General features: G+C 59.0%; 7 protein-coding genes and 1 pseudogene. 3 read left to right on the top strand and 5 right to left on the bottom strand.

All coding sequences use genetic code 11. The features are described from left to right. From BI327_RS26790 to BI327_RS26800, 3 genes are all read left to right on the top strand, one after another. Nucleotides 1-647, top strand: a 647-nt coding sequence (locus tag BI327_RS26790) for an NAD(P)(+) transhydrogenase (Re/Si-specific) subunit beta (protein ID WP_143271698.1), incomplete at its 5' end; no start/stop codon positions are given. Between the two features lie 984 nt (nt 648-1,631). Then, entirely contained in the window at nt 1,632-2,093 is a 462-nt protein-coding gene (locus BI327_RS26795; RefSeq protein ID WP_083742234.1) for a DUF3237 domain-containing protein, read from the top strand. A gap of 170 nt (nt 2,094-2,263) precedes the next feature. Continuing rightward, a complete protein-coding gene (locus BI327_RS26800) occupies nt 2,264-3,265 on the top strand; it encodes a SphA family protein (RefSeq protein ID WP_143271699.1) in 1,002 nt (333 codons plus the stop codon). Nucleotides 3,266-3,560: 295 nt separating this feature from the next. On the opposite strand, the gene BI327_RS26805 is transcribed toward BI327_RS26800, so the two are convergent. The 5 genes and pseudogenes from BI327_RS26805 to BI327_RS26835 form a co-directional block, all read right to left on the bottom strand. After that, nucleotides 3,561-5,132 (bottom strand): DHA2 family efflux MFS transporter permease subunit, encoded by a 1,572-nt coding sequence (locus BI327_RS26805; protein WP_076864310.1) that lies wholly within the window; start codon nt 5,130-5,132, stop codon nt 3,561-3,563. Next, complete coding sequence (locus BI327_RS26810; RefSeq protein WP_076864311.1) at nt 5,129-6,313, bottom strand: HlyD family secretion protein; 1,185 nt, start codon at nt 6,311-6,313, stop codon at nt 5,129-5,131. Before BI327_RS26810 ends, BI327_RS26805 begins: the two co-directional genes overlap by 4 nt. A 567-nt stretch (nt 6,314-6,880) precedes the next feature. After that, a pseudogene (locus BI327_RS26815) lies at nt 6,881-7,612 on the bottom strand (YiiX/YebB-like N1pC/P60 family cysteine hydrolase); the annotation flags it as partial. Between the two features lie 1,056 nt (nt 7,613-8,668). Continuing rightward, nucleotides 8,669-9,868, bottom strand: a complete 1,200-nt coding sequence (locus BI327_RS26825; RefSeq protein ID WP_076864805.1) for an adenylate/guanylate cyclase domain-containing protein — start codon at nt 9,866-9,868, stop codon at nt 8,669-8,671. A 303-nt stretch (nt 9,869-10,171) separates the two neighbouring features. Then, a complete protein-coding gene (locus tag BI327_RS26835) occupies nt 10,172-13,018 on the bottom strand; it encodes an ATP-binding protein (protein ID WP_076864315.1) in 2,847 nt (948 codons plus the stop codon). Between the last annotated feature and the right edge of the window lie 32 nt (nt 13,019-13,050).

Below are 13,050 nucleotides of genomic sequence, written 5' to 3' on the forward strand. Positions count from 1 at the left end.
GCGCGAGCGCGATCCTGTCCTACATCATGTGCCACGCGATGAACCGCTCGTTCATCTCGGTGATCCTCGGCGGCTTCGGCGGCGAGACCGCGGCAGCCGGCGGCGGCTCGGGCGAGCAGAAGCCCGCCAAGCTCGGCTCGGCGGACGATGCGGCCTTCATCATGAAGAACGCCTCCAAGGTCATCATCGTGCCGGGCTACGGCATGGCGGTGGCGCAGGCCCAGCACGCGCTGCGCGAGATGGCCGACCTCCTGAAGAAGGAAGGCGTCGAGGTGAAGTACGCCATTCACCCGGTCGCGGGCCGCATGCCCGGCCACATGAACGTGCTGCTCGCCGAAGCCAACGTGCCCTATGACGAGGTGTTCGAGCTCGAGGACATCAACTCGGAGTTCGCCCAGGCCGACATCGCCTTCGTGATCGGCGCCAACGACGTCACCAACCCGGCCGCTGAAGAGGACAAGACCTCGCCGATCTACGGCATGCCGGTGCTGCAGGTCTGGAAGGCCGGCACCGTGATGTTCATCAAGCGCTCGCTGGCCTCGGGCTACGCCGGCATCGACAATCCGCTGTTCTACCGCGACAACACGATGATGTTGCTCGGCGACGCCAAAAAGGTGTCCGAGACGATCGTCAAAGGAATGAACTGAAATCAAACTCCCGGCTCGCGCGATCGCACGAGCCGGGTCGTTCGTCGCTCGATCGATGCGGGCTTTGCTCGCTTTGGCGTCGCGATTGATAAGCGCCGCATGCCGGCTGATAGGCCGGACATTAATTGACTCTACGGTCTCTCGCCACCTTTTGGCGCATCGTCGGCTTCTCCAGTCAGGTACTTAGAATGGCCATCCGCGAGACAGTCCCGCCGCAAGCCGCACACATGACTGAACACCGTATGCGCGCGTCTTCCACGGTACATAGTATCTATTTCTTTTCGGCCATAGTCGCAGCCCTCCTTTCGTATCACGCTCGCGAGACGCAGCGCGGCGAGCACGTTCGCGCGGCTGCATTCGGGTCCGGGCCCGAACTCTGGAGACGAGCATGAAAGCTGTTAAAGACGCATATCGACGTCCGAACTGCTTCGCAATGATCGCGTCGATTGAGTTTGGAGACACGACGGCAGCGGCACTTACGCCCGCCACGGTCGTGGGGATGAACGGCTCCTTCGCGCATGCTGTGCCCGCTTGCTCGGCGTACGGTAGGCCCTTCAACCGTTCTCCTTCGCGCAAACAGGATGACTCAAATCACCCGCATCACTCGGAAGATCCATGCGCCATCCGTGAACCAGGCCGCTTCCGTCAAGGCCATTTCCGGACTCTTACAAGCGTTGGCTCGATCTCCACGCCGGCAATCGGCTGGCCGGGTCAGACCGGCACCTCGATTTCCTCCGATTGCACGATCGCCCACGCACAAGGCATCGGTTCGCACAGAACCGTTTTCACCGCACCGATGGCCGAATACGAACCGCTGAATCGGCCTCCCCTCGGATACTTATTGCGCACGGACCAGGACATCAGGACGAATCAGAGACCGGAGCAACACGATGCCCACCTCTCTGCACGACGGCCGAACCGTCCAACTCGTTGCACACCTCAACAATGTAGCGTCGACAGCACCTTGAATAAGGGAGAGGCCGAATGATGAAATTGGAATCCAGATACTTAATGACACTCCAACTCTTTGCCGATCCTCCGCCGGCCACGCTTAGGGGCACACCGCACGGCGACCGGCAGATCATGCGCATTCAGGGCGGCGAGTTTAGCGGCGACAGGCTCGAGGGCAAGATCCGGCCAAATGGCGCGGACTGGATCCTCAATCGTCCGGATGGCACCACCGTTCTTGATGTACGAATGACCCTCGAAACAACGGACAACGAGCTCATCTATTGCCAGTATCGCGGGCTGCGTCATGGAAGCAAGGACGCTATCGCGGCGATCGCGCGCGGTGAGGTTGTGAACGCCGCTGACTACTATATGCGCACATCGCTGCAGTTCGAAACCGGCTCTGAGAAGTACTACTGGCTTAACAACATTATCGCGGTGGCCACCGGCGATCGAAAGCCAGTTGGACCGATCTACTATGTCTATGAAATCCTCTAGGCGAGTGTAGGTCAGCTTCCCGATTAGTAAAATCGCGTTTGTTCGACTAAGCGCACACACGCAACGAGCAATTGATGCTTCGTCTTCTGGACGCACATCACCACAACAAAAAGAAGAAGCGCAACGGTCATAACGGCCGCAAGCGACTCTAGTCTACTTTGGAGGGGGATATGAAAGACACCAATACGTCAATCGCGATCATCGGGCTTTCCGTGATCGCTTCGTGCGGACCGGTTAAGGCATTTGAGTCTGGCTACACTGGGTGGCAACAGAAGGCGGGACTTACACTCGGCGGTGGAAGCGCTGGCGTTCCGCCACCAGGGCTCTACATGTTCAATCAATTTATCACATATCAAGCGAAGATCGTGGGTCCAGGCGCTCCCAATGTTGGTGGCGCACAAACCTCGGCCCACGCCGCGGGCGAAGCGTCAGGTTTGCTTTGGGTGCCCGGCTGGCAATTCCTCGGAGCGACATACGATGCTGTAATCGTGCAACCTTGGATGATGAGTGACGTGGGCAGCCCGATTAACAAAAATCCATCCGGCATGCACAACACCTACATCGTACCTGCCGAGTTGAGTTGGAAGCTTGGAAACTCCGGCCTTTTCGTGAAGGCGGGCCTAGGTGTCTATGTGCCCACCGGAGACATCTCGGGTCCGAGTGGGTTAGGCAACATTGGCTCTCCTTGGTACACTTTTCAGCCGGAGCTAGTAATTTCCTACCTTAAGGATGGCTGGAATCTCACCGCCAATCTGTTTCGTGAGTTCAACACGAAGAATACAATCACTGGCTACACCAGTGGCAACGTCATGCACGCGGAGTTTACCGCGACCAAAAGAATCGGAAAATGGACGTTTGGTCCAGTCGCTTACTATATCGGCCAAGTTACCGACGACAAGTCGAGTGACTTCTATCACGGCGCCGTCAACGTCAATCGATACAACATTTGGGCGGCAGGACCTCTCCTGGCCTACGATTTCGGACCTGCTGCCCTGACGGTTTATGGTCTGAAGGAGTTCTCGGCCAATGCATCCGGGGGTACCCCACGAGTGCCGGGCATCGATTCGGCTTCAATCTCAAAGGGCTTTTCTGTTTTTGCCAACATAAGCTATCGCCTATGGGCACCCGACGAGCCTTCACCACCATTAACGAAGCCCATGTTCGCAAAGTGAACTCGTTTCAGAATCAGAGCGGCAACTAGATCGAAGTCCTCAAGCTAGGCTGCAATGGTGTCGAAACCAGGATAAGGCCTAGACTGACGGGTGTATCAGACTCTCCTCCCTCGCTTGGCAAAGCGAAGGCAACTGAAGCGGGCTCAGTTAAAGAGCCCGCTTCCTTTTTGGAAGAGAGGACCTGACTTGGGTGTCGTCGTCAGTATCCAACGCATGGCTTGTGATCAATTCATCAGGCGAGACGTCGTAAGCGTCGAGGTCCGGCCGCTGCGCCCGCGGCTGCGGCGAACGTCGCTTAGTGGGCGGCCCCGCTCGCGGCCACTCCCTTTTTGAGCAGCGCCACGGATACCGTTGCGATCACCAGGATCACCCCGATCAAGCCGAAGGCGTCGGCGTAGCCCATCAACGTAGCCTGGGAGTGGATGATTTTGCCGACGGCGACGACGGCTTGGCGCCAAGCGTCCTGCGGATCGGTCATTCCTCGGCTTATGAAAAACTGCTGGAGCGCATCCAGCCTCTCCCGCGTCGCCGGTTCGAACATCGACACGTGGCTGTTAATGACGAAAGAATGGTACTGCTCGCGCTTGGTTGAGAACGTCTCGATCATTGCGACGCCTATTGCGCCGCCCAGATTGCGCAGCATGTTGAATAGGCCCGACGCTGCGCCGGCCTCTTCCGACGTGATGCCGACCATGGCAATGCCCGAGAGAGGCGCCATGACCAGCGCCTGGCCAAAAGCCCGGGTGACGTCTGGCACGAACAGCTGCGGACCGGCGTAGTTTGGATCCAGGTGGACGTTCATGAAGCAACTCAATGCGAATATCGCCAAGCCTACCCCTACGATGAGCCGGGGATCGATGAAGCGCATGAGGACGAGTGGCACCAAGGGGATGATGAATAGCTGGGGCAGTCCGGTCCACGCCATGATCTCGCCGCTCTGCTGGGCATTCAATCCCTGCGAGACTGCAAGGTACTGGGGAAGCAAATAAGCCGAACCGTAGAGCGCGAAGCCGAGTAGGAAGTTGCTTGCTGTGCCGAACCCGAAGTTGCGGCGGCCCAAGAGCCGCAAGTTCACTAGCGGATGCTCTCGCTTCATCTCGACAACGACGAACCCGGTAAGAGCGAGAGCCGAGACGACGCTGAGCTTGACAATGAACGGCGAGCCGAACCAGTCGTATACGTTGCCCTCGTCAAGCACCGTCTGGAGGGCGGCAAGACCAATGGCCATCAGCGCTATTCCTAGCCAGTCGCCCTGACGCAGCAGTTCGGGCCGTGGCTTGCCGTGCGGAAGCGCGTAAATCAGCGCCCCCAGCATGACGACGCCGGGGACGAGGCCGAGATAGAAGATCATCGGCCAGCCATAGTTGTCGGTGAGCCAGCCGCCGATGGTCGGTCCGATCGACGGCGCGAAGGTCGCCGTGATCGCGAAGCCGGCGAAGCCGATCTTCTGCTTGGAGGGCGGCAACATCGAAACGATGATCGTGAAGGCCAGCGGAATCAGCACGCCGCCGAAGAAACCTTGCAGCCCACGAAGCACGATCATCTCGCTCAGGCTGCTGGCCTGTCCGCACAACCCTGAGAAAATCAGGAACATGACTGTGCAGGTGATCAGGTATCGCCGAAGGGTGAACACCCGCGTCAGGAAGTCAGTCATCGGGATTACGATGATCTCGCCGATCAAATAGGCGGTGCTGATCCAAGTGCCGTACACGCCGCCCGTACCGATGCCGCCTTCGATGTTCGGCAGTGACGAGTTCGTGATCTGGATGTCCAGCACGGCCATGAACGCGCCCAGCAGGGCGCCGCCGACAGCGATCCAGGTCTTGCCGGTCAACGGCTGCTCGCGGGTATGCGCGTCGCTCGTCATCGCAAGCGCTCCGCCCTGGTGTCAATCGTCGGCACGACGGACATGCCGGACAGCAGCCGGCCGGCGGGCGGCAAGTCAGGGGAGACGGTGATCTTCACGGGTATGCGCTGCACGATCTTTGTGAAGTTGCCGGTCGCATTGTCCGGCGGTAGTAGCGCGAAATCCTGCCCGCTGGCGGGCGAGATGCTATCCACCGCTCCGATAACGTCGTGGCCCGGATAGGTGTCGATCGCGATCCGGACCGGCTGGCCCGGGCGCACGTAGGTCAATTGCGTTTCCTTGAAATTCGCTACGACGTATACGTCCATCAACGGGACAACGCTCATCAACGGAGTGCCAGCCTGAACGTACTGTCCGACCCGCAGCGCGCGGTTGCCGACGACGCCATCGACGGGTGCCACGATCGTCGTGTAGCTCAGATTGAGCTGCGCCTGCTCCTCCAGACCCTGTGCGTGTACAAGATCTGCTTGGACCTTCGCGAGCTGGGCCTTCAGGCTACCGGCCTGCTTCTCGGCTGCGATTACGGCGGCGCCGTCTCGCTCGAGCGTCGCCTTCGCGATGCCAAGCTTGGAGACCGCGTTCTGCGCATTCTGGACCGACCCGGAGCCGCTGTTGGCGAGCGTAACGTAGCGGTCGTTTTCCTGCTGGGCGAAGATCAGGTTGGCCTGGTCCACTACAACGCTTGCGCGCGCCTGCGCGACGATTGCCGTCTGCTGCTCGATGTTGGCCTCGATGTTCGCGACGGTCGCGCGCGCCGCCTCGACGTTGGCAGTCGCTTGCTTCAACGCCACCCTATAATCGCGGTCGTCGATTTGCGCGAGGGTCTGCCCGGCTCTGACCGGCTGGTTGTCAGAGACGGCGACCTTGCGGAGATACCCGGAGACCTTCGGGGCAATAATCGTTGAGTCCGCCTTTACGTACGCGTCGTCCGTCGTCTCCTCGAATCTTCCGGTCGTCCAGTACCAAGTGCCGTAGTAGATGCCGATACCCAGAAGCAGGACGGCGCCGATCGCCAGAAGGAGCCGCCGCTTTCGGCTCTTGCCCTTCCTTTTCGAGCCCTTTGCATCGGGGTCCTGGTCGCCAAGGCCGTTTTCCTTGAGTTCGCGTAAAACGTCCCGAGCGTCGCTCTCGTCGAACGCAGGGCTTTCGTGAAATTCGACGAGGTCGTGGTGCTTGTTCATCGATCCGCTCCGAAGTTGCTGGTACGGTACGGTACAGTACCTTTCCCGTCAAGGCATAACACCCTTGCCTGAAGCCAAGCTTCTCTGCTCATTCAAAGAAGTGTGATCATCGAACGGCGGATCGCATCACGTGCCGGGCGATGTCGGTCAGATGTACGTCGACTGCGACGGAGATGGGCGGCGCCGTGACCCCGTGGTGTTGGCTGCGTTAGAGAGCTGCCGCTGCACGGCGGGATGTGACGTTCGCTCGGGGAGAACCGCTGGGCCCCATCTGAAATGTACTCAAGCGTTGCCTGCGGCAGATGGAGTTGAACGACATTCATGATCTGATGAATGTCCATTGAGCGCCGGCCAGAATGATCGTCACAGCGCGGGCCGTGCCATCCTATCGGAACTGTTTCCCGGTGTGCGGCTCCAGCTTGTGAGAGCCGACTGAGGCAGGACGCCGGCCAGCGATCGGTCTATCGCCCTGGCGCGCCGGAACCTAGCTCGTCCGCGAGCGCCGGGAAGTCGGCTCGCTCACAGGAACTGCGCATAAGCGTGACCTGTGGTGGGAACCACATGAAGATCGGCCCAATCCATGTCTTTGTAATTGAAGCCCTGCGCGAGCGTCGGCTTTACTACCATGAAATAGGGAGACATATCGAAGTCGCCGGGCACATAGAGTGACGGGTGGCGGATCTCGGCGATCTCACGCCGCGCCGTTTGGGTCTCGACGCGAGCGATCGTGGGCAGAATTGGGTATCGCACGGCGTCGAATGCTTGCGCGATCAATGATGAGCAGATGATGCGGCCGGCATCTCTAGAGGAGAGCGCGATCGTTTGTTGGCGTCCACGCTGCGTCACTGGCCAAGGAAATAGATAGCGCATCAGACCGATTACGTTCTTGAAATCATAGCCGAGACCGATGCGATCGGAAGCGTAGCGGCAGATCATTGCGCAGTCCGCTTTGCTTAGATCCACCGGTCGGCAGATGCGGGTTCGACACTGCGAATATTTCGACAACGGGGCCGACACGACACCTTCATCGATGTTGGCTTCGATGAGGACGTGGGGTTCGCCGTCCGTTGCGACGCCCTCTATCGGCCCGACATACAGCGCCGAATGCGACCAGGTCGACTGGGTAAGATACTTGATGATGCCGGAAATGCCACCCTTGCCCTCGACTAGCAAGACATCGCCGGGCTGGAGAGTCTCACGCAAGGCGGTCAGAACGTTCGAAGTGAGCGACTCTCGGTGGTTGGCCGGTTTCCGCAATCGAGCAATCAAACGTCCGAGAACATCGAACATCCAACCCATTACTCGCTCCTCATCCTTTCGTACATTCCCGCGTTCTTTGGTCCAGGCTGATTTCCTCTCTCAAATGTCCGCAGGAAATAACCCCAGATGCGAATAAGCTGCCAACGGAGGTCGCTTGCAGTGGCCCTACTGCGCCTTTGGACAGCCGCGTCGGCTTATACACACTGGCGACAAGTGGTGTTGTTCGACTGGCATCGCAGCCTCTGACCCGATTCTTGGCCAGGATTGGTGCTTCGCTCGCCATTTCGGACCGGGGCCGCGCATATAGTGAAGCTCGGGCCGATAACTATCGCGTATATCCATAACTAGGCTGTGAACGACGCCAGCAAAGTCGGAGACTGCCTCGACCGTCTTGTAGGCAAGGTTTGGCAATGCGGCCCGGCGAGCGTAGGTCGGCGCGATCTCACGGTGTCTGACGATGTTTTCCCAGATCATCTTCGTTCTCCGGTTGGATATCGGCACCATGATGATCTAGCGGATCCGAGCCGCAGCTGCGCCAGAGCGATTGCCGACCCTGTAGAGCGATTGCTGCTAACGCCTCGGGCGCTCGCTGTCGGATTTCGTTGGCCTAACGATCCATTCGGCTATTCGACGGCGCGAGAGCGCGACATGAAAATGTTCCTACTATCTCGTCAAGTTGAGCGCGGCCGACTGCGAGCAGGTGGCGACGGAAGAATAATTAGAACTTCACGTTACTCAAATGCGTCAGCGCAGCTGTCATTCAACGACCCGAGAAGCTTGTCCTTGTGCGGACACCGCGATTGAAGGGCTAACTCGACGACGTCGGCGTTGCGATGTGCGGTAGACACCGACCAGCGCTGCATCCGGTCGGATAAGCCCCGCTGCATATTGAGCCATCCGGCCGAGCCACATCGCGCGCTGACAGAAGTGCAAGGAAGCATTTCCAGAGATCGCGCGCCCTTCTTGACGAACAAACGCCGGGAACGACCAACTGCCCTACGATCAGCGAGACGCATGCTGCGCGCAAAGTGCGGCACATCGCCCTGAGGGAAGCCGGTCGACGAGGTGAATCTTCCCGTTTCTGTCAAAGGCGCTTTAGCCGCGATGTGCGAATACTTCGACAGGGGCGCTAAAACCGCGAATGGAATGTTCGCCGATTCTTTCGAGATCGAAGTCACCTCCGACCAGGTCGGCGAATGCGCCGGACAGTAGCACTTTCTTCCCCAACCGCTTGGTGAGAGCCTCGAGACGCGAGGCCAAGTTGACAGCAGGACCTACGACGGTGAAGTCGAGCCGGTCTTGAGAACCGATATTGCCGAACATGACATCGCCGACATGGACGCCGATGCCATAGTCTAGGCGTGCGCGGCCCGTCTCGCGATTCTTCTGGTTCAAGGTGGCCATGGTCTGACGCGCCTCAGTCACTGCGTGCAGCAGGTCCGTGCAGGCCGACGGCTGGCTCAGCGGGAAAATAGCCAGCAAGCCGTCGCCGATGAACTTCAATATTTCACCGCCGTGTCGACCGATCGGCCCCGACATCGCATCGAAATAGTCGTTCAACAGATCAATAACGACGTCCCGCGACCAGCTTTCGGAGATCCTGGCAAAATCGCGCAGATCGCAGATCATGATAGCGGCGCGCATCGTTGTCCCTGCGCCGCGCTTGTTGGCGCCTGCCAGAATGAGATCGCCGGCGTGCGACCCGACGTATGTCTCCAGCAGCGTCCGCGCCAGTTGGTTCTTCATGCGGATTTCGCTGACCATCGCCAAGATTGGTAGCAACCCCGACAAGCAAACGATGTGAGCCTCGTCGAACCCCCCCGGTCGGCCGGTCGAGAAGGCTACGACATGTCGCTTGCCGAGCGTGTGGTACAGCGGCCAGGCCACATAATCCGTGAGACCGTCCGAGCGCAGTCCGTCGTAGACGCTATGTCGACGGGCCAACGACGGGTCACATTCAAGATTTTCACGCACTTCGGTCGCGCCCTCCTGGATCTCGTCGATGGGACCGCCAATGTATTCGGCCCGATCTAACATGTCGTAGCCGACACGGGTGATGGTTGCTTCCCTCATCCCCTCCATCCACACGATGCGCGCGCCGAGCCATTGTGGGTGCTCGACGAGCAGATGGAGCGACGCCCGCTTGAGAGGAATACCCACCCGCTCGAGCCGGAGGCACATCTCCGCAAAGATGTTGTCAATGAAGCGTTCGTCGCGCGTATCGTTCGTCAACCAGCCCGAAATGTCGCGATCGGATCGAGGGTTAATGGACCCAATGGTCAGCGGAGCATTCATGAACCGCTCCATTCGGAACGGTTCACGATCCCGCGGTGCACCATAACGATGTTGTGGATGGGCGCATTGATGGACTCGGCCTTCGCGCGGTCGATCGCCGCGGGGGCCACGAACGCGACAAGCGCCGCGATGGATGCGAACGTGTTTATGGACTCTCTCCTTGCTCGCCCGGCAACCACTTGGCTGCCGGGGCAGAGAGGAGATTGCTTCACCGGAGAGCTGTTGGCTCGTTGAGACCTGTTAAATGTTGTTGTTCGATAGAGGGCCAAACGTGTGTGCAGCGGTCTCGTCCAAACGTCGCTATCATCTGCACTCTCTAAGCAGCTGTTTTGCTTGTACGAGATCGACGCTTGAGAATCCTTCTGTGAAGCCGTCGTAGATCGGCTTCAACAGCGGCGCGATCTCAGCGGACCTACCTGTTCTACGGTACAGTCTTGCGAGGCTGTTGGCGCTTCTCAACCCAAATGAAAGCGCTTGCTGTCGTCTGGCCAAGTCCATTGCCTGCAGCAAGGCTCGCTCCGCGTGAGACTCCTGGCTTGGAAGCCGACCGCGGATATCGCCTTTGATCCGCAGGAGATCGGGCATGTACAAGAGATTTCCCTTCTCCCTGATCTGGGAAATTTGCAGCTCGACCGTATGCAGCGCCTCGGCAGTACGACCGCTCAGCGCAAGACCCTCCGCTAACGCGCTCGCGAAAACCGTTGTTGTCATGTTGTATCGGCCAGCGTGCGAACTGCTCAGGCTTTCACCTAGCAGTCTTACACCACGATCGACATCACCTCGCCTGATCGCCAGCTCGCCCTTTAGTCCAAGTCCGACCCCGCGGTAAGCCGCGAGGTTATGTCGCTCCGAATGCTGTACGAACCATTCAATATTCTCTTCGGCGGCATCCAGATTGCCGACCCAGAGGAAGACCGGCGTGGTCCATATCAGTGCAATGCACAGCGTGACGGGGTGCTCCAGTTCGGCGGCCTCCCGGATACTCGCCTTCGCAACCGTCGCGGCCTGATCGAGAAACCCGCAGAGCCACAACTCCCGAGAAAGACAGATCCTCGCACGGTTGGCGAGATCAAATCCAAAGTGAATCGCGTGACTGCGGTGATGAAGCGCAGGAGAACTCAGCGCCGCCTTGCAATGACGCTGCGCATTCGCCTGATCACCAGACAGATGGCACGACACCGACAGCATGGCATTGGCGATGTCTGTTGCGACGCGGTCCGGAATTCTCTCTGCGATGCTCGCGCATCGCTGGGCATACCGATGTGCTCCATGGAAATCGCTAGTTCGAAGTGAAAACATGTGGAGCCCTGCGTTCAATCGCATCTCGTAACGGGCGTCGTTCAAACGCTCAGCGAGCACCAGAGCGTTCATGAAAGCGAGCCGCACTTCCTCGAAGTTCCCCTCCGTAAACATAAGAGCATGGGCACGTGCCGCCTGCAGTTCCATTTCACTCACGGTGCCGCGGTCTTCGTCTCCCATAAGTGAAATTGCCCGCTCGGCCCACCGATTGCATTCGGAAAGAAGCGAAAGCTCGTGAAAAAGCCGGACCGCCCTTCGAGCGAGGACCATCGCGATAGAGATGTCACCATGCTCCGAAAAGCTCCATTCCAGCGCAGCCCGTACATCTCCTAGATATTCCGAGAGGATAAGCCACCGTTCATCTTGTGAATTGGGTGCATTTGGCTCGTTTTCCAGTAACTCCGAGAGATACAGTGCGTGGCGTCGTGCAACAATGTTGGGATCATCGTTGGCCCTGAGTTTTACCGAAGCATACTCGCGCATCGTATCGAGAAGTCGGTAACGTATCCCCTTACCCACTACCTCGCTCGAGACAAGCGACTTCGAGACAAGGTTGCTGAGCACGGACGCAATGGAAGGCAAGTTTGCGTCGTTCTCGGCCGCAACCGCCCTGGCGGCGTTCAGTGTGAAGCGGGCGCTGAAACGGGAAAGGCGGCACAACACTCGCTGTTCGAATGAGGGCAGTAGATCGTAACTCCAGTCCAAGAGGGACTGGAGGGTTTGGTGTCGAGATGGCGCCGTCCGTTTTCCGTTCGTGAGCAAGCCTAGCCGGTCATCGATGAGATCGGCCAGGCCTTCAACGCCGTAAGTAATCACCTTCGCGGCCGCGAGCTCGATTGCCAGCGCGATACCATCGAGCATTCGGCAAATCAGCGAGACGGTCGGGGCGTCAGTATCCGTAACCGAGAAACTGCTATCGGCTGCCAATGCGCGTTCTACAAACAAGCGTACTGCCGGAAACTGAAGCGCATCTGTGATCGTCAGTTCGGCACCCGCGGAGGGACATGCGAGCGGGAGCAAGCGATGCACGCGCTCGCCCTCCACCCGGAGGGGCTCGCGGCTCGTTGCGATGATGCAGACTTCACTCGCTTCCTTGAAAATGGCTTCCGCTACGGAAGCCGCGGCGTCGATCACATGCTCGCAATTGTCCAGAAGCAACAAGGCGTGTCTATCGCGAAGAAAGGCCAAAAGACCCGACAGGGGATCACCGGATTGTATCGCCACTCCCAGCGCCGAGACCAAGGTTCCGAGAACAAGCCCTGGATCGATCACCGATGCGAGGTCAACGAAGTAGACAGCGCCAGGAAACTCCTCCGACAGAGCATGGGAGACCGACACGGCGACGGCGGTCTTGCCGATTCCGCCAGGTCCGATGATCGTCACGAATCGATGAGCCTGCACCTCCTGTGAAATGCGTCGTACTGACCCCTCTCTTCCGACCATCCCGATCAGCTGCGGCGGCAATCTCCTCCCGGGCTCAATGGCGGTCCGGCGGGGAGTGGACGGTGCGCTGGGTTTGGATTGGGACAGGGGAGCTACAAAGCAGTACCCACGGCCGGCGACGTTGATGATGTAGCGCACGCCGTTTCCATCTCCGAGTGCTTTGCGAAGATTAGCAATATGTACGCGTAGCCCAACTTCCTCGATTGCCGTGGTTCCCCAAACGCGAGCGATCAAGTCGCGCTTGGTAACAACGACGCCGGCGTCCTCCACCAGGGCAACAAGCAGATCGAACGCACGGCTCCCAAGAAGGACGGGGGCTCCATCCCTCTCCAAGAGCTTTTCCGTCACGTTGAGCCGATAGGGCCCGAACGCGAAGATCTCCCTACTAGCAGTTACCGTTTCATGCATGCGGAGTGCCCACCGACACGAATGAAGTTCCC

This window comes from Bradyrhizobium mercantei, assembly GCF_001982635.1.
Classification (GTDB): Bacteria; Pseudomonadota; Alphaproteobacteria; order Rhizobiales; family Xanthobacteraceae; genus Bradyrhizobium; species Bradyrhizobium mercantei.

Coding starts and splice junctions, on each gene's coding strand:
- BI327_RS26795 (WP_083742234.1), top strand. CDS start 1,632: ATGATGAAATTGGAATCCAGATACTTAATGACACTCCAACTCTTTGCC.
- BI327_RS26800 (WP_143271699.1), top strand. CDS start 2,264: ATGAAAGACACCAATACGTCAATCGCGATCATCGGGCTTTCCGTGATC.
- BI327_RS26805 (WP_076864310.1), bottom strand. CDS start 5,132: ATGACGAGCGACGCGCATACCCGCGAGCAGCCGTTGACCGGCAAGACC.
- BI327_RS26810 (WP_076864311.1), bottom strand. CDS start 6,313: ATGAACAAGCACCACGACCTCGTCGAATTTCACGAAAGCCCTGCGTTC.
- BI327_RS26825 (WP_076864805.1), bottom strand. CDS start 9,868: ATGAATGCTCCGCTGACCATTGGGTCCATTAACCCTCGATCCGATCGC.
- BI327_RS26835 (WP_076864315.1), bottom strand. CDS start 13,018: ATGCATGAAACGGTAACTGCTAGTAGGGAGATCTTCGCGTTCGGGCCC.